Source organism: Pseudomonas mandelii, from assembly GCF_006438925.1.
Classification (GTDB): Bacteria; Pseudomonadota; Gammaproteobacteria; order Pseudomonadales; family Pseudomonadaceae; genus Aquipseudomonas; species Aquipseudomonas mandelii_C.
Window position 1 is genome coordinate 67,161 of record NZ_RCZA01000009.1, and the last position, 15,359, is coordinate 82,519.

19 protein-coding genes are annotated in these 15,359 nt (G+C 61.3%); 11 read left to right on the forward strand and 8 right to left on the reverse strand.

From position 1 onward, the window contains the following. The first annotated feature begins 244 nt into the window (after positions 1 to 244). Together EAH74_RS20975 and EAH74_RS20980 are read left to right on the forward strand one after the other, a co-directional pair. Positions 245 to 1,129, forward strand: a complete 885-nt coding sequence (locus EAH74_RS20975) for a sugar nucleotide-binding protein (RefSeq protein ID WP_046047341.1) — start codon at positions 245 to 247, stop codon at positions 1,127 to 1,129. Beyond that, positions 1,122 to 2,051, forward strand: coding sequence for an NAD-dependent epimerase/dehydratase family protein (locus tag EAH74_RS20980; protein ID WP_140680809.1), 930 nt, complete (start codon positions 1,122 to 1,124; stop codon positions 2,049 to 2,051). The genes EAH74_RS20975 and EAH74_RS20980 overlap by 8 nt, the downstream gene beginning before the upstream one ends. A gap of 136 nt (positions 2,052 to 2,187) precedes the next feature. On the opposite strand, the gene EAH74_RS20985 is transcribed toward EAH74_RS20980, so the two are convergent. The 5 genes from EAH74_RS20985 to EAH74_RS21005 form a co-directional block, all read right to left on the reverse strand. Next, the gene (locus EAH74_RS20985; protein WP_140680811.1) at positions 2,188 to 2,886 is read right to left on the reverse strand and encodes an OmpW/AlkL family protein; all 699 of its coding nucleotides are present in this window, start codon (positions 2,884 to 2,886) and stop codon (positions 2,188 to 2,190) included. A gap of 210 nt (positions 2,887 to 3,096) precedes the next feature. After that, positions 3,097 to 3,615 carry a DUF3299 domain-containing protein gene (locus EAH74_RS20990; RefSeq protein ID WP_140680813.1) on the reverse strand — a complete coding sequence of 173 codons (519 nt, stop codon included), beginning with the start codon at positions 3,613 to 3,615 and terminating at the stop codon, positions 3,097 to 3,099. A gap of 11 nt (positions 3,616 to 3,626) precedes the next feature. Beyond that, positions 3,627 to 4,892, reverse strand: coding sequence for an ABC transporter permease (locus EAH74_RS20995; RefSeq protein WP_140680815.1), 1,266 nt, complete (start codon positions 4,890 to 4,892; stop codon positions 3,627 to 3,629). Position 4,893: 1 nt separating this feature from the next. After that, a complete protein-coding gene (locus EAH74_RS21000; RefSeq protein WP_140680817.1) occupies positions 4,894 to 5,604 on the reverse strand; it encodes an ABC transporter ATP-binding protein in 711 nt (236 codons plus the stop codon). Between the two features lie 145 nt (positions 5,605 to 5,749). After that, entirely contained in the window at positions 5,750 to 6,328 is a 579-nt protein-coding gene (locus EAH74_RS21005) for a DUF2796 domain-containing protein (RefSeq protein ID WP_140680819.1), read from the reverse strand. 135 nt (positions 6,329 to 6,463) lie between these two features. Here EAH74_RS21005 and EAH74_RS21010 point away from each other — a divergent pair, with 135 nt between their 5' ends. Then, entirely contained in the window at positions 6,464 to 6,811 is a 348-nt protein-coding gene (locus tag EAH74_RS21010; protein ID WP_140680821.1) for a hypothetical protein, read from the forward strand. Positions 6,812 to 6,929: 118 nt separating this feature from the next. Here the strand turns inward: EAH74_RS21010 and trxA are convergent, their stop codons facing one another. The 3 genes from trxA to EAH74_RS21025 all read right to left on the reverse strand — a co-directional run bounded on the left by trxA (position 6,930) and on the right by EAH74_RS21025 (position 9,099). Further along, positions 6,930 to 7,802: a thioredoxin gene (gene trxA / locus EAH74_RS21015; RefSeq protein ID WP_140680823.1), complete on the reverse strand. Its 873-nt coding sequence runs from the start codon at positions 7,800 to 7,802 to the stop codon at positions 6,930 to 6,932. 179 nt (positions 7,803 to 7,981) lie between these two features. Beyond that, positions 7,982 to 8,638, reverse strand: a complete 657-nt coding sequence (locus EAH74_RS21020; RefSeq protein WP_140680825.1) for a class I SAM-dependent methyltransferase — start codon at positions 8,636 to 8,638, stop codon at positions 7,982 to 7,984. After that, positions 8,635 to 9,099 (reverse strand): hypothetical protein, encoded by a 465-nt coding sequence (locus tag EAH74_RS21025; RefSeq protein WP_140680827.1) that lies wholly within the window; start codon positions 9,097 to 9,099, stop codon positions 8,635 to 8,637. Before EAH74_RS21025 ends, EAH74_RS21020 begins: the two co-directional genes overlap by 4 nt. Before the next feature lie 128 nt (positions 9,100 to 9,227). On the opposite strand from EAH74_RS21025, the gene nrdR reads away from it, so the two are divergent. From nrdR to EAH74_RS21065, 8 genes are all read left to right on the forward strand, one after another. After that, positions 9,228 to 9,692, forward strand: coding sequence for a transcriptional regulator NrdR (nrdR, locus tag EAH74_RS21030; protein ID WP_003228656.1), 465 nt, complete (start codon positions 9,228 to 9,230; stop codon positions 9,690 to 9,692). Next, the gene (ribD, locus tag EAH74_RS21035; RefSeq protein ID WP_140680829.1) at positions 9,689 to 10,822 is read left to right on the forward strand and encodes a bifunctional diaminohydroxyphosphoribosylaminopyrimidine deaminase/5-amino-6-(5-phosphoribosylamino)uracil reductase RibD; all 1,134 of its coding nucleotides are present in this window, start codon (positions 9,689 to 9,691) and stop codon (positions 10,820 to 10,822) included. Before nrdR ends, ribD begins: the two co-directional genes overlap by 4 nt. Before the next feature lie 46 nt (positions 10,823 to 10,868). Further along, positions 10,869 to 11,531: a riboflavin synthase gene (locus tag EAH74_RS21040; protein WP_008033746.1), complete on the forward strand. Its 663-nt coding sequence runs from the start codon at positions 10,869 to 10,871 to the stop codon at positions 11,529 to 11,531. 16 nt (positions 11,532 to 11,547) lie between these two features. Continuing rightward, positions 11,548 to 12,639 carry a bifunctional 3,4-dihydroxy-2-butanone-4-phosphate synthase/GTP cyclohydrolase II gene (ribBA, locus tag EAH74_RS21045; RefSeq protein WP_033059428.1) on the forward strand — a complete coding sequence of 364 codons (1,092 nt, stop codon included), beginning with the start codon at positions 11,548 to 11,550 and terminating at the stop codon, positions 12,637 to 12,639. A gap of 91 nt (positions 12,640 to 12,730) precedes the next feature. Continuing rightward, complete coding sequence (gene ribH / locus EAH74_RS21050; RefSeq protein ID WP_074871273.1) at positions 12,731 to 13,207, forward strand: 6,7-dimethyl-8-ribityllumazine synthase; 477 nt, start codon at positions 12,731 to 12,733, stop codon at positions 13,205 to 13,207. Further along, positions 13,204 to 13,704: a transcription antitermination factor NusB gene (nusB, locus tag EAH74_RS21055; protein ID WP_008153530.1), complete on the forward strand. Its 501-nt coding sequence runs from the start codon at positions 13,204 to 13,206 to the stop codon at positions 13,702 to 13,704. Before ribH ends, nusB begins: the two co-directional genes overlap by 4 nt. A gap of 174 nt (positions 13,705 to 13,878) precedes the next feature. Further along, entirely contained in the window at positions 13,879 to 14,844 is a 966-nt protein-coding gene (thiL, locus tag EAH74_RS21060) for a thiamine-phosphate kinase (RefSeq protein WP_140680831.1), read from the forward strand. Next, a complete protein-coding gene (locus tag EAH74_RS21065; RefSeq protein ID WP_003228639.1) occupies positions 14,841 to 15,344 on the forward strand; it encodes a phosphatidylglycerophosphatase A family protein in 504 nt (167 codons plus the stop codon). The genes thiL and EAH74_RS21065 overlap by 4 nt, the downstream gene beginning before the upstream one ends. Positions 15,345 to 15,359: the final 15 nt, after the last annotated feature.

Below are 15,359 nucleotides of genomic sequence, written 5' to 3' on the forward strand. Positions count from 1 at the left end.
GCCCGCTCCCACATTTGATCTGTGTCGGTCACTAGATGTGTGTACACAGGAGATCCAATGTGGGAGCGGGCTTGCTCGCGAAGGGGCCGGAACAGGCGGCGCATATCTCAGGGATCTACACTTTACGGATGACGGTTGCGCACTAAACCCGCAAAATGCAACGATTCCGGCAACTATCGACGGCATCGCCCGCGAGCGGTGTCGATAAAGCCATTGTTTCAATCAGACTGGGCCTGCTGACTCTATGCGAATGCGCCTTATGTTACTGGGCGGCGGAAATGCCCTTGGGCAGGCGCTGATTCGCCTCGGTGCGGAGGAAGACATCGGCTTCCTCGCCCCCCGCCCACCGCAAGACGGCTGGGATGCCGCGAGCCTGACGCAACTGCTCGACGACACTCGTCCAGACGCGTTGATCAACCTCGCCTATTACTTCGACTGGTTTCAGGCGGAGACGGTCAGCGAACAACGTCTGGCCGGGCAGGAGCGGGCGATCGAGCGTCTGGCCGAACTGTGCCAGCATCACAACATCGTGCTGCTGCAACCGTCGAGCTATCGCGTGTTCGATGGCTCCCGGGCGACAGCCTACAGCGAAAAAGACGAACCGGTGCCCTTGGGCCTGCGCGGTCAGGCCTTGTGGCGGATCGAACAAAGCGTCCGCGCCACTTGCCCGCAACACGTGTTGCTGCGATTCGGCTGGCTGCTGGATGACAGCCCCGACGGCACCCTCGGGCGTTTCCTCGGTCGTGCCGAACTGCCTGAAGAATTGCTGATGGCTGATGACCGTCGGGGCAATCCGACGCCGGTGGATGACGCCGCCCGGGTGATCATCTCGGTCCTCAAGCAACTCGATTGCTCGGCGCCGCTGTGGGGCACCTACCATTACGCCGGGCATGAGGCGACCACGCCGCTGGCACTTGGGCAGGCGATCCTCACCGAAGCACGCGCGCTGCACCCGCTGGCCATCGAAGCGCCGACCGCCCAGGCTCACGCCGCCCGGCCCGACGCCGCCGAAGAGCCGCAACACGCGGTGCTGGCCTGCAAGAAAATTCTGCACACTTTCGGGATCAAGCCCCGCGCCTGGCGCGCGGCACTCCCGGGCTTACTGGATAGGTTTTATCGCCATGGCTGACGGCCCTGTTTTAATCACCGGCGGCGCCGGTTTCATCGGCTCGCACCTCACCGATGCCTTACTCGCCAAGGGCCATTCGGTGCGCATTCTCGATGACCTCTCCACCGGCAAGCGCAGCAATTTGCCGCTGGACAATCCCGGCGTCGAACTGATCGTGGGTGATGTCGCCGATGCCGCGCTGGTCGCGCAGGCGATGGTCGGTTGCAGCGCTGTGGCGCACCTGGCCGCGGTGGCGTCGGTGCAGGCGTCGGTGGATGATCCGGTGAAGACCCACCAGAGCAATTTCATTGGTTCGCTGAATGTCTGTGAAGCCATGCGCCAGGGCGGCGTCAAACGTGTGCTGTATGCGTCCAGTGCAGCGGTCTACGGCAACAATGGCGAAGGCGAGTCGATCGATGAAGACACGCCCAAGGCACCGTTAACGCCCTACGCGTCGGATAAATTGGCGAGCGAGCATTACTTCGATTTTTACCGTCGCCAGCATGGTCTGGAGCCGGTGGTGTTCCGCTTCTTCAACATCTTCGGCCCACGCCAGGATCCGTCCTCGCCGTACTCCGGGGTGATCAGCATTTTCAGCGAGCGTGCGCAGAAGGGCCTGCCGATCACAGTGTTCGGTGACGGTGAGCAGACTCGCGATTTCGTCTACGTCGAAGACCTGGTCGACTTGCTGGTGCAAGCCATCGAGAAACCGCAGGTCGAAGTCGGCGCGGTGAACGTCGGCTGGAACCAGGCCACGACCCTCAAGCAAATGCTTGAAGCCCTTGAAGCGGTGGTCGGTCAATTGCCGCCGGTGAGCTATGGCCCGGCGCGCTCCGGTGACATCCGCCACTCGCGAGCGAACAATCAGCGTTTGCTGGAGCGCTTTACCTACCCGGAGCAGACACCGATGCATGTCGGCCTGGCGCGGTTGTTGGGGCGCTGATCATAAAAAAGGCGCCTGTCGAGGCGCCTTTTTTGTTTCCCGATTTTTTGTTGTCTGGGCTGAAGTCTTCGCGAGCAGGCTCGCTCCCACAGGAGTACGCATTCCAATGTGGGAGCGAGCCTGCTCGCGAAGGGGTTTAGAACTTGTAACCCAGGCCAACCATGTAGATGAACGGGTCCACGTCCACATCGACCTTGGCGCGAGTGCCCGGAGCCACTGCGTTATTGTCCACCGTCGCGGTGGTGTCGATGTCGATGTAACGCACCTGGGCGTTGATCAGGATGTTGTCGGTCAGCATGTAGTCGGCGCCGACCTGGAACGCCATGCCCCAGGAGTTATCCGCCTTGAAATTGCTGAAGCCGTTGGCGCTGGCTTCGCTGCCAACGTGCTCGTCGTAGATCCAGGTGTAGTTGATACCGGCGCCGACATACGGCTGGAATGCGGACTTCGCGTCCAATGGGTAGTACACAACGCTCAAGGTCGGCGGCAGGTGTTTCAGGGAACCGAGTTTGCCGTTGGCCGCGGGCAGGGCGGTGCCTTTGATCTTCACGTCATGCTCGAACGGGGTGGCCGCGAGCAGCTCAATCCCCCAGTGGCTGTCGAGCATGTAAGCGAAGTTCAGACCTAGCTGCGTGTCGCTGCTCATGGTGGCCTTGCCACCCAGGTCCGTACCGGCCAGCGGGCCTTGATCAACCTTGACGCTGGAACTGTCGGCTTCTGGGTTGACGGTGATTGCACCGGCGCGAAGGATGATGTCACCCGCTTCGTGGGCGTAAGCGAGTGGGGCTGCGAGCGCGACGGCAAACAGCGAAGCGCTGAGCAAGGACTTGTGCATGGAGGCTCCAAAGGACGTTAAAAATGTTCGATGTCCAATGGTACGGAGGCGTCTGATACGGTCTTTTGACTCAGCTCAATGAAACAGTGATGGCCCCAAAAGATCGCAACCTTCGGCAGCTCCTACAGGATCGGGTTTGCACGCGGTCAAGGTAGGAGCTGCCGAAGGCCGCGATCTTGGCGATATCAACGGTAAGAATAACTACCGGTTTCACTCCGGCAGCTCATACACATAAATCTTGTCCGCCTCCATCTGATACCCGGCATCCGCCAACTCGCTGGTCGAGGCCTTGACCTGCAACGCACCCTCGATCCAGTACGGCTGATACAACTCGTCGAGCTTCACACCCACCTCGCTTTTGACGTGCACAATCTGGTTCGACGGCGGTGGCGGCACGTGGATGCAGGCGCCGAAATAAGGCACCAGCAGAAACTCGGTGGTGCGACCTTCTTCACTCACTTCCAGCGGCACGATGTAGCCCGGTAAACGAATGTTCTGACCGTCGAGGCTTTTCACCACCGGTGCATTGGGCATGTCTTGCTTGGCCGCTGGCGCCGACTCGGCGGCCAACGCGTTGCCCATCTGCGACAGGTCGTGCAGCGGCGTCATGTTCGGCACTTCCGGTGCGGCGTCCGGCGGGATCATTTCCGACCACGTCAGGTCTTTCGGCTCAGCCGCCCACAGGGGCAAGGCGACCAGCATCAACAGCGCAAGTACAGCGCGGGGCATGTTCAACGTCCTCATAAACGGATCGACAGGCCATCGGCCAGGGATTGGCGATACGCACGCCAGGCCGGCACGCTGCCCATCAGCAACGCGGCGATCAGGATGCCACCGAGCAGCGTCCATTCATATTCGCTCGGCCAGGCCAGCGGCAGGTACAAGCCGTAATTGGCTTGCACATAACCTTGGGCCAGGGCGATGCCCACATACAAAAGACCCACCCCGGCAATCACGCCCGACAGCGCCAAGGCAAACGCCTCCAGCACCAGCAACGTCGCGATGTGCCACGGCCGGGCACCCACCGAACGCAGAATCGCCATCTCCCGACGTCGTTCGTTGAGGCTGGTGAGGATCGCCGTGAGCATGCCGATCAACCCGGTCAGCACCACGAACAGCGAGACCACGAACAAGGCCTTTTCTGCCGTGCTCATCAAACTCCACAGCTCTTGCAGCGCCACGCCCGGCAGGATCGCCAGCATCGGTTCACCCCGAAATTCGTTGATCTCACGCTGCAGCGCGAAGGTCGAAATCTTGCTGTTGAGGCCGAGCATGAACGCGGTGATCGCTTGCGGCGTCAGGTCCATGTTGCGTGCCTGATCGGCACTGATCCGACCGTTACCCCGCGCCGGCACGCCGTTGTGCCAGTCGATGTGAATCGCTTCCATACCGCCGAGGCTGATGTGCAACGTGCGGTCCACCGGGGTGCCGGTGCGTTTGAGAATGCCGACCACGGTGAAGGGCTTGTCGTCGTGCTTGACCAGGCTGATCACCGCCACGCCGTGGGCCAGCACCAGTTTGTCGCCGAGTTTGTAGTGCAGCGCATCGGCCACTTCGGCACCGAGTACCACTTCAAACGGATCGGTGGCGAAGGCGCGGCCGTCGGCCAGTTCCAGGTGTTGCTGATGACCGTATTGGTAATGCTCGAAGTACGCCTCGGTGGTGCCCATCACGCGGTAACCGCGATGAGAGTCGCCGAGGGACATCGGGATTGCCCACTTCACTTTCGGGTTGTTGGCGAAGTGTTCGAAGCTGTCCCAACGAATGTTGTTGGTGGCATTGCCGATGCGGAACACCGAGTACAGCAACAGGTTCACTGAGCCGGAACGTGCGCCGACGATCAGGTCGGTGCCGCTGATGGTGCTGGCGAAACTGGCCTTGGCTTCGGTGCGCACCCGTTCCACGGCCAGTAGAAGGCAGACCGACAGGGCAATGGCGAACGCGGTGAGGATCGCGGTGAAGCGGCGGTTAGCCAGGCTGGCCATGGCTAGACGAAACAAATACATCTCAGACCTCGGACGGGGTGGCGGCGCGATTGAGATCGGCCAGCGACAGGTGGCGATCGAAAAGCGGTGCCAGGCTCTGGTCATGGCTGACGAACAGCAGGCTCGACCCGGCTTCGCGGCATTCAGCGAACAGCAAGCGAATGAAATTCTCGCGGGCGTCGTAATCCAGGGCCGAGGTCGGTTCGTCGGCAATCACCAATTCAGGCTGACCGATCAACGCGCGCGCAGCGGCCACCCGTTGCTGTTGGCCGATGGACAACGAATCGGCGCGGCGGCCGAGCAGGTTTTGGTCTTTCAAACCCAAGTGGGCGAGGAGGGTGGCCGCCGCCTGATCGACGCTGCCGTGACGCTGGATCGCCCGTTCAGCGCGCAGTTTGGAAAAGTGGCAAGGCAACTCAACGTTCTCGCGCACCGAGAGAAACGGCAGCAAGTTGAACTGCTGGAAGATGTAGCCGGTGTGATCGACCCGGAAGCGGTCGCGAGCACCGGCCGAGAGTTCGGTCAGTTCCTGGCCCAGCAATCGGATGCTGCCGCGATTGGGCTTCTGCACACCGCCGAGCAGGCCGAGCAGGGTGGTCTTGCCGCTGCCGCTGGGGCCTTTGAGGAACAGGGTTTCGCCGGGCTCCAGGCGAAACGCCGGGATATCCAGCAGCGGCGGATGACCGGGCCAACTGAAGCCCAGGTCGGACAGTTCGATGAGTGCTTGGGTCATAGCGCCGATTTCATGAATGTTGAGGACCCTGTAGGAGCTGTCGAGTGCAACGAGGCTGCGATCTTTTGATCTGGATCTTTAAAATCAAAAGATCGCAGCCTCGTTGCACTCGACAGCTCCTACAGTCCGACAGGGATCGGGGGGATTAGAATTTCAGGGCTGCCGCCTTGGCCGTCACTTCAACCCCTTGCTGCCCGCTCGGGCTGATCAGTTGTACCTGAATCTTCTGGGTCGCCGGGAACGTGTTGAAGATGTTAGCCAGGTCCAGGGTTTTCAGCGCGCCAGGTGCCGAGCAGCTGAATTGATAATGGGCGTGGATTTCGCTGTGGTCGTGGTGATGCTCGTCCTTGCCTTCCTCATCGTGATCATCATCGGCACCGGGCTTGTCGCCGAACAGCGGACTTTCCAGTTCCTGAGTCGCGACCACGCAGCCGGCGGCTTTGGGCAGGTTGAACAACACCAGCGGTTTCTCAAGCTGCGCACGAACGGCGGCGACTTTGGCTTTGTCGGCGTCGGTGGTGGCGGCGTGTTCGAAACCCACCAGGTTCATCGCCGGGCTTTCCAGTTCCAGCTCCAGGGTCTGACCGTCCAGCGCTGCGTTCAGGCGACCGACACCATGTTCGTGGGCGCCGAGGCTGCCGTGCTCATGGTCGTGTTCATCGGCCGCGTGGGCGACGGCCAGCGGCAACAGGGCAAACGGCAGAGCGAGAAGCAGACGGCGCATGGCGGATCTCCGGAAAGTAAAATGAAGAATTTGTTATGTGATCTTATAACGTAAGTGCCGAGAGTTTGACCGCCTGCTTGGCGTTGCACAAGTCCCATGGGAGCATGCGAATCAGAAATGTGCAGGAGCAGACTTATGTTGCGTATACGCGGAAGCATCGGCGACTGGCCGGTGGATTTGACGCTGGAGATGGATGACAGCGACTGGGCACGGCTCGGTGCGCAGTTGCAGGTGGTGAACCCCGAGGCCAGTGCCACGCCGGCAAAACCGATCAATCAGGATGATGCGCTGTGGCAGATCGCCAAGGATTTGCTGCGCAAGGCCGGGCAATTGAGCGGGCCGGACTTGCTCGATCAGTTGGAAGGTTTGACCGGCAGCGCGGCGTCGGGAAAACGCCTGTTGGTGCGCCTGCGTCATTGCACTGATGTGAAGGTGACGAGCGGCGGGGATACGCCGCTCTACAGCTGGGTCGAGCCAGCGTAGGAGCTGCCGAAGGCTGCGATCTTTTGTTCTTCAGGCCGTTTCAGCGTCGCAGAAACAAGATCAAAAGATCGCAGCGTGCCGCAGCTCCTACGGATTGGGTTCACACGGCCCGATCCGATCAGTACAGCGCGGCAAACAACTTGCGGCGGTACGTGGTCACCAGTGGGTGATCGTTGCCCAGCAGTTCGAACACCTGCAGCAAGGTCTTGTGCGGCAGGCCTTCGCTGTAGCTGCGATTGCGCACGAACAGCTTGAGCAATGCATCCAGCGCCGCATCGTACTGCTGACGGGCCAGTTGCTGGATCGCCAGCTGATAAACCGCTTCATCGTCCTGCGGATTTTTTGCCAGACGCGCTTTCAGGTCTGCCGCATCCGGCAGGTCCTTGGCCTGACCGAGGAACTGGATCTGCGCCTTGGCGCCGGCGAGGGCGGCCTTGTGCTCGTCGCTCTTGACCGCGTCGAGGACGGTTTGCGCTTCACCCAGCTCGCCACGTTCGGTGAGGCAGCGGGCGTAGAGAATCAGCGCCTTGGCATTGGTGTTGTCTTCGCCCAGCAGCACTTTCAGTGTGGCTTCTGCGTCGGCAAAGCGGTTGTCATCGAACAACGCCTGAGCCTGTTCGAACGGGTCGGAAGCAGCGGGCGGCGGCATTTGCACGTGAGGTTCGAGCATTGCGCGTACCGCAGATTCAGGCTGTGCACCGGCGAAACCATCCACCGGCTGACCGTCCTTGAACAGCACCACCGTCGGCAGGCTGCGAATGCCGAAGCGCGAAACGATGTCCGGCTCGACGTCGCAGTTGACCTTGGCCAGCAGCAACTCGCCCTGATAGCTCTCGGCGATGGTTTGCAGCATCGGCATCAAGGCCTTGCACGGCGCACACCATTCGGCCCAGAAATCCACCAGCACCGGTTTGTGGAAAGAGTTCTCGATCACCGACTGCTCGAAATCGGCAGTCGTGGCGTCGAAGATGTACGGCGTTTCCTGACTCATGGGGGATCTCGTAAAAGCGTTAATGGGGCAACTATACGACTTGGCGGGGTGTGGCCGGAAGCGGGGTGGCGGTTGAGAGGTGTTTCGCCTCGCAGTCCGTCTTCGCGAGCAGGCTCGCTCCCACATTGATCCGTGGCGGTCACAAATCCCCTGTGGGAGCGAGCCTGCTCGCGAAGCTTTTAAGCGCGCCGCGCGTGGTACAGGCTCACATGCCGAAACTCTTCGGGCTCGGCCAGATCGGGCAAGGTCATTGCTTCCAGCATCTCGATGCGTTGATAAAGCGGGTGCCTGAAATCCCTCACTCGGGAATCCGCCACCAACGCTTCCTGGCCGCGACTCAGGAATTCATCGAGCAACGGCAGATTCGCCCGGTCGTACAGCACGTCGGCCACCAGAATCAGATCAAACCGATCCGCCTCGGCGAAAAAATCCGTCGAGTAGTTGAGGTGTACGTCATTGAGTTCGGCATTCGCCCGACACGCGGCAATCGCCAGCGGGTCCAGGTCACAAGCCACCACTTCCAGCGCTCCGGCCTTGACGGCTGCGATCCCAGCCACCCCGGAACCGGCGCCGAAATCCAGTACCCGTTTGCCTTTGACCCACTCAGGGAATTCGGCGAGATAACGGGCGACCGCCAGGCCGCTGGCCCAGCAGAAACTCCAATAGGGCGGCTCATGGAGAATCCGCCGGGTTTCTTCCGGGCTGAACGCGCGGTCCATGTTGTCGCCGTCGATCAGCCACAGACTCAGATCGGTGTCCGGCAATTCGCAGGCAACCAGCTGTGCGTCACCAAGCAGTTCGCCTAACGCCTGTTGCAGGTCGAGCGGTGCAATCATGGCGCTTTGACGAATTGCAGTTGACCCAGCACCTGCGTCGTTGGCTGCGTGACGACCTGCGACGGCAGATGCAAAATCAGCTGGCCGGACTGGCTGGCGCGGCCACGCAGTTCAACGCGGGCACCGACCGGAAAGGATTCCGGGTTGAATCGCAGGTGAAACGGCAGAACCTGATTGGTACCGATCAGGCTGGAGCTGGCCAACAATTGTTGCGGGCGGCCCTTGTCATCGATCACCAGCAGCGCCAGTTCGACTTCGGCGCCGGTCGGCACGCCTTGCAGGGTGCCACTCAACTCACGCTGATAGGCGGGCAGCGGGCCGAGGTTGGCCGACTCCTTGGCTTTCTTCTGTGCCGCCTGCGGGGCAGGCCCTGGCGTCGGTGGCTGGGGCTTGGGCGCATCGCTGCTACAGGCCACCAGCAGGCTGAAAAGACTGAGCAAAACGAGCGGTCTTAGGGACATTTTCGGCTCCAGCAAGGTGAAATCCATGGATCTAGCTCTATAGCCCGTCTGTATACCGCAAACCCTATGGCTTGTCTTGCCACGGGGATGCGCTACCATGGCCCTCCCTTTTTTTGTTGCCTGCCACCATGCACTGTCCCTTCTGCGGTGCCAACGACACCAAGGTCATCGACTCGCGTCTGGTCGCCGAGGGCGAACAGGTGCGCCGCCGGCGCGAATGCCTGGCCTGCGGCGAGCGTTTCACGACGTTCGAGACGGCCGAACTGGTGTTGCCGCGCCTGATCAAAACCGACGGCAGCCGCCAGCCGTTCGACGAAGAAAAACTCCGCGCCGGCATGCAGCGTGCGCTGGAGAAGCGCCCGGTGAGTGTCGAGCGCCTGGAATCGTCGCTGGTGCACATCAAACACAAACTGCGCGCCACCGGTGAGCGAGAGGTTAAATCCCTCGTCGTCGGTGAACTGGTGATGGCCGAGCTGCAAAAGCTCGACGAAGTCGCCTACATTCGTTTCGCCTCCGTGTATCGGCGCTTCCAGGACCTCAACGAGTTCCGCGAAGAGATCGATCGCCTGGCCAGAGAGCCGGTGAAAGAATGACCACCTCTGTAGAACTTGCCATCCTCGACGCCCATTACATGGCCCGTGCCCTGGAACTGGCGCGCAAAGGTCATTACACGACACACCCCAACCCTCGGGTGGGCTGCGTGATCGTGCGTGACGGGCAAATTGTCGGCGAAGGCTGGCACGTGCGCACCGGCGAACCCCATGCCGAAGTCCACGCCCTGCGCGCTGCCGGCGATAAGGCTCGAGGCGCCACCGCTTACGTGACCCTCGAACCTTGCAGCCACCACGGACGTACGCCGCCTTGTGCGGATGCGCTGGTACATGCGGGTGTGGCTCGGGTAGTGGCGGCGATGCAAGACCCGAACCCGTCGGTTGCCGGTCGTGGCATGCAGCGCCTGACCCAGGCCGGTATCGCTACCGAAAGCGGCGTGCTGGAAGGCGAAGCGCGCAAGCTCAATGAAGGTTTCCTCAAGCGCATGGAGCACGGCTTGCCGTTCGTGCGGGTCAAGTTGGCCATGAGCCTCGACGGTCGTACGGCGATGGAAAGCGGCGAAAGCCAATGGATCACCGGTCCCGCGGCGCGTTCGGCGGTGCAACGCCTGCGCGCTCAGGCCAGCGTAGTGTTGACCGGCGCCGACACGGTGCTGGCAGACAACGCCCGTCTCACCGTGCGTGCCGATGAGTTGGGCCTGGATCCTGAGCAAACTGCCTTGGCCATGAGCCGTCCGCCGCTGCGTGTGTTGATCGACGGTCGTCTGCGCGTGCCGCTGGACGCGCCGTTCTTCAAGGCCGGGCCTGCATTGGTCGCCACGTGCATGGCGATCGAGGAGCAATACGCCAACGGTCCGGAATGCTTGATTGTCGCGGGCGAGGACGGCTTGGTCGACCTGCGCAAACTGCTGGTCGAACTCGCCACCCGTGGGGTCAACGAGGTGCTGGTTGAAGCGGGACCGCGTCTGGCCGGGGCTTTCGCTCAGCAAGGGCTGGTGGACGAGTTCCAGATTTTCATCGCTGGCAAGTTTTTAGGTTCGTCTGCGCGTCCGTTGCTGGATTGGCCGCTCGCGCAAATGAAGGATGCGCCTGAACTCAAAATCACCGAAATTCGCGCTGTTGGCGATGACTGGCGAGTCATCGCCATTCCTTCGCCAGCGGCGAGCGTATAATTCCGGGCCTGCGCCACGCGACGGCCCTGTTCTCGAGGAGGACTCCATGTTTACCGGCATCATCGAATCCATCGGCAGTATTCGTGCATTGACCCCAAAAGGCGGAGATGTGCGGGTACACGTAGAAACCGGCAAGCTCGACCTGAGCGACGTCAAACTGGGCGACAGCATCGCGGTCAACGGCGTGTGCCTGACCGCAGTTGAGTTGCCAGGCAACGGCTTTGCGGCGGACGTCAGTCGCGAAACCCTCGACTGCACCGCGATGAATGATCTGAAAAGCGGCAGTCCGGTCAACCTGGAAAAAGCCCTGACTCCGACCACTCGCCTCGGCGGGCATCTGGTCAGTGGTCACGTCGATGGCGTGGGCGAAGTGGTCGCCCGCACCGAGAATGCTCGCGCGGTGGAGTTCCGCATCCGCGCCCCCAAAGAGCTGGCCAAGTACATCGCCCATAAAGGCTCGATCACCGTCGACGGCACCAGCCTGACCGTGAACGCGGTCGATGGCGCCGAGTTCTTGCTGACGATCATTCCGCACACCCTGAGCGAAACCATCATGGCGTCTTACCAGCCAGGTCGCCGGGTGAATCTTGAAGTTGACTTGCTGGCACGTTATCTGGAACGCCTGTTGTTGGGCGATAAGGCTGCAGAGCCTACGTCCAGTAACATCACCGAAAGCTTTCTGGCCGCCAACGGCTACCTCAAATCCTGACCCAAGGGGGTGCCTTGTGGCGCTCAATAGCATCGAAGAACTGGTTGAAGACATCCGCCAAGGCAAGATGGTCATCCTCATGGATGACGAAGACCGCGAGAACGAAGGTGACCTGATCATGGCCGCCGAGTGCTGCCAGCCTGAACACATCAACTTCATGGCCAAGCACGCCCGTGGCCTGATCTGCATGCCGATGAGCCGCGAGCGCTGCGAACTGCTGAAGCTGCCCTTGATGGCGCCGCGCAACGGTTCCGGTTTCGGCACCAAGTTCACCGTGTCCATCGAAGCAGCCACCGGCGTGACCACCGGCATTTCCGCTGCCGACCGTGCGCGCACCGTGCAGGCCGCTGCCGCAAAAGACGCCAAGGCTGAAGACATCGTCAGCCCCGGCCACATCTTCCCGCTGATGGCCCAGGCCGGTGGCACCCTCGCTCGCGCCGGTCACACTGAAGCCGCCTGCGACCTGGCGCGCATGGCCGGTTTCGAACCGAGCGGCGTGATCTGCGAAGTGATGAACGACGACGGCACCATGTCCCGCCGCGCGGAACTGGAAGCGTTTGCTGCCGAACACAACATCAAGATCGGCACCATCGCCGACCTGATTCACTACCGGATGATCCACGAACGTACCGTTCAGCGGATTGCCGAGCAGCCACTGGACAGCGAACTGGGCCAATTCAACCTGGTGACCTATCGTGATTCCGTGGAAGGCGACGTGCACATGGCCCTGACCCTGGGCACCGTGTGCGCCGAAGAGCCGACCCTGGTTCGCGTGCACAACATGGACCCGCTGCGCGACCTGTTGATGGTCAAGCAGCCTGGTCGCTGGAGTCTGCGCGCCGCGATGGCCGCGGTTGCCGAGGCTGGCAGCGGCGTGGTGCTGTTGCTCGGCCACCCGCTCGATGGCGACGTGTTGCTGGCGCATATCCGCGAAACCGCGGAGCACGTACCGGCGAAAAAACCGACCACTTACAGCATCGTCGGTGCCGGTTCGCAGATCCTTCGGGACCTGGGCGTGCGCAAAATGCGCCTGATGAGTGCGCCAATGAAATTTAATGCGATATCCGGTTTCGATCTGGAAGTTGTAGAATACGTGCCCTCCGAATAATGACCGGTTGTTTCCAGTCCTTGATTCGCGGTTAACACATCACTGAGGGACGCGTAGAAAGCGCGTCCCGGCTCTTTAAGAGATCTAACGAATGACCCTGAAGACCATCGAAGGTACCTTCATCGCCCCTAAAGGCCGCTACGCTTTGGTAGTAGGCCGTTTCAACAGCTTCGTCGTTGAAAGTCTGGTCAGCGGTGCAGTTGATGCCCTGGTTCGCCACGGCGTGAGCGAAAGCGACATCACCATCATCCGCGCACCTGGCGCCTTCGAAATCCCGCTGGTTGCGCAGAAAGTCGCTCAGAAGGGCGAGTACGCGGCAATCATCGCCTTGGGCGCGGTCATTCGTGGCGGTACTCCGCACTTCGAATACGTGGCTGGCGAATGCACCAAAGGCCTGTCCCAGGTGTCCATGGAGTTCGGCGTTCCAGTCGCATTTGGCGTGCTGACCGTTGATTCCATCGAGCAAGCCATCGAACGTTCCGGCACCAAGGCCGGTAACAAAGGTGCTGAAGCTGCCCTGTCCGCTCTGGAAATGGTCAGCCTGCTGGCGCAGTTGGAGGCCAAGTGATTAGCGACGAAAGCGATCGTTTCAACCCGCGCGATCCAAAGCCTGCGGATGCCGGCAAGCCATCGAAAAGCGTCAAGCGTCGCGAAGCCCGTCAGCTCGCGACTCAGGCGTTGTACCAATGGCACATGGCCAAGCAATCTTTGAACGAGATCGAAGCGCAGTTTCGGGTCGATAACGATTTCAGCGATGTCGATGCCGCTTACTTTCACGATATCCTGCACGGCGTTCCGGCTCACAAGCCGGAAATCGACGCTGCACTGACGCCGTGCCTGGACATCACCATCGAAGAGCTGGACCCGGTTGAACTGGCCGTTCTGCGCCTGTCGACCTGGGAACTGCTCAAGCGCGTCGACGTGCCGTACCGCGTTGTGATCAACGAAGGTATCGAGCTGGCGAAAGTCTTCGGTTCCACCGACGGCCACAAGTTCGTCAACGGTGTACTCGACAAGCTGGCCCCGCGTCTGCGTGAAGCTGAAGTGAAGGCGTTCAAGCGCTGATCGGCGTTTGCAGTGTCCTGTCTCGCCGATACGTTCGTTTTTTAGCGAGTGGCTGGTGTTGCCAGACAAGGCGCCGCGACGAGTCATAGCTGGCTATGGCGAGGAGCGGCAACGCAGTATGGCGACACCAGCCGCCGCTAAAAAATGAACAGTATTGGTGAGACAGGACACCCAATGGGCGAGTTTGAGCTGATCCGCAATTTCTTCGCCGCCGCGCCCTGTGCGCAAGGCGGCGAGGGCGTTGCCCTTGGGATTGGCGATGATTGCGCCTTGCTGGCTGTTCCCCCCGGGGAGCAGTTGGCCATTTCCACCGACACACTGGTTGCCGGTGTGCATTTCGCAGATCCTTGCGACCCGTTTCTGCTCGGTCAGCGCTCGCTGGCCGTGGCTGTCAGCGATCTGGCTGCCATGGGCGCCACCCCCATTGCCTTTACCCTTGCCCTGACCTTGCCGACGGTGACCGCCGATTGGCTGGACGCCTACGCCCGTGGTTTGAACCTCATGGCGCAGCGCTGCGGTGTGGCGCTGGTGGGCGGTGATACCACCCGTGGGCCATTGAGCCTGACGATGACCGTGTTCGGTCGTGTGCCGACAGGTTTGGCGTTGACCCGCAGCGGTGCGCAGCCTGGCGACTTGCTGTGCGTTGGCGGTGAGCTTGGCAACGCGGCGGGGGCATTGCCGCTGGTGCTCGGTCAGCGGACGGCTGAAGCCGCCATCGCCGATCCGCTGCTGGCGCATTACTGGTCGCCGCAGCCGCAGCTTGGGCTGGGAATGGCGCTGCGCGGTAAAGCCACCTCGGCGCTGGACATCTCCGACGGCCTGCTCGCGGACTGCGGGCATATTGCCCTTGCGTCACAGGTCGGCATTCAGGTTGAACGGGACACGCTGCCATTGTCGAACGCTTTGGTCGCCTTCCTCGGTCAATCGGGTGCAGAAATCGCGGCCCTGAGCGGCGGTGATGATTACGTGCTGGCCTTTACCTTGCCGTCCGTCGAGTTGCCGCAATTGTTGAGCGACGGCTGGCCGATCCATGTGGTTGGGCGTGTAGTGACGGGGCAGGGCGTGGTGCTGCTGGACGCCGATGGACAAGACATCACCCCGCAAACCCGGGGCTATCAACATTTTCGGGAGACACCGTGACAGATCATCCCAAACAGGTTCCGGCGGAATTCGTACCGCCGTCGGTCTGGCGCAATCCGTGGCACTTCCTGGCGTTCGGCTTCGGCTCGGGCACTTTGCCAAAAGCACCGGGCACCTGGGGTTCGTTAGTTGCGCTACCCTTTATCCCGTTGTGGCAGATGCTGCCCGATTGGGGTTACTGGCTGATGCTCGGCATCACCATGCTGTTTGGCTTCTGGCTGTGCGGCAAGGTCGCCGACGATTTGCGGGTGCACGACCACGAAGGCATCGTCTGGGATGAAATGGTCGGGATGTGGATCACCTTGTGGCTGGTGCCAGAAGGTTGGTACTGGTTGCTGGCGGGATTTTTGATGTTCCGCTTCTTCGACATCCTCAAGCCGTGGCCGATTCGCTGGATCGACCGGCATGTGCATGGCGGCGTCGGGATCATGCTCGATGACGTGTTGGCCGGGGTGTTTGCGTGGTTGGCGATGCAGGGGCTGGTATGGATTTTTGCCTGACGGGCAAAACAGGGG

Bases quoted from the DNA above. Each gene is read 5' to 3' on its own strand.
- EAH74_RS20975 (WP_046047341.1), top strand. From the start codon at position 245: ATGCGAATGCGCCTTATGTTACTGGGCGGCGGAAATGCCCTTGGGCAG.
- EAH74_RS20980 (WP_140680809.1), top strand. From the start codon at position 1,122: ATGGCTGACGGCCCTGTTTTAATCACCGGCGGCGCCGGTTTCATCGGC.
- EAH74_RS20985 (WP_140680811.1), bottom strand. From the start codon at position 2,886: ATGCACAAGTCCTTGCTCAGCGCTTCGCTGTTTGCCGTCGCGCTCGCA.
- EAH74_RS20990 (WP_140680813.1), bottom strand. From the start codon at position 3,615: ATGCCCCGCGCTGTACTTGCGCTGTTGATGCTGGTCGCCTTGCCCCTG.
- EAH74_RS20995 (WP_140680815.1), bottom strand. From the start codon at position 4,892: ATGTATTTGTTTCGTCTAGCCATGGCCAGCCTGGCTAACCGCCGCTTC.
- EAH74_RS21000 (WP_140680817.1), bottom strand. From the start codon at position 5,604: ATGACCCAAGCACTCATCGAACTGTCCGACCTGGGCTTCAGTTGGCCC.
- EAH74_RS21005 (WP_140680819.1), bottom strand. From the start codon at position 6,328: ATGCGCCGTCTGCTTCTCGCTCTGCCGTTTGCCCTGTTGCCGCTGGCC.
- EAH74_RS21010 (WP_140680821.1), top strand. From the start codon at position 6,464: ATGTTGCGTATACGCGGAAGCATCGGCGACTGGCCGGTGGATTTGACG.
- trxA (WP_140680823.1), bottom strand. From the start codon at position 7,802: ATGAGTCAGGAAACGCCGTACATCTTCGACGCCACGACTGCCGATTTC.
- EAH74_RS21020 (WP_140680825.1), bottom strand. From the start codon at position 8,638: ATGATTGCACCGCTCGACCTGCAACAGGCGTTAGGCGAACTGCTTGGT.
- EAH74_RS21025 (WP_140680827.1), bottom strand. From the start codon at position 9,099: ATGTCCCTAAGACCGCTCGTTTTGCTCAGTCTTTTCAGCCTGCTGGTG.
- nrdR (WP_003228656.1), top strand. From the start codon at position 9,228: ATGCACTGTCCCTTCTGCGGTGCCAACGACACCAAGGTCATCGACTCG.
- ribD (WP_140680829.1), top strand. From the start codon at position 9,689: ATGACCACCTCTGTAGAACTTGCCATCCTCGACGCCCATTACATGGCC.
- EAH74_RS21040 (WP_008033746.1), top strand. From the start codon at position 10,869: ATGTTTACCGGCATCATCGAATCCATCGGCAGTATTCGTGCATTGACC.
- ribH (WP_074871273.1), top strand. From the start codon at position 12,731: ATGACCCTGAAGACCATCGAAGGTACCTTCATCGCCCCTAAAGGCCGC.
- thiL (WP_140680831.1), top strand. From the start codon at position 13,879: ATGGGCGAGTTTGAGCTGATCCGCAATTTCTTCGCCGCCGCGCCCTGT.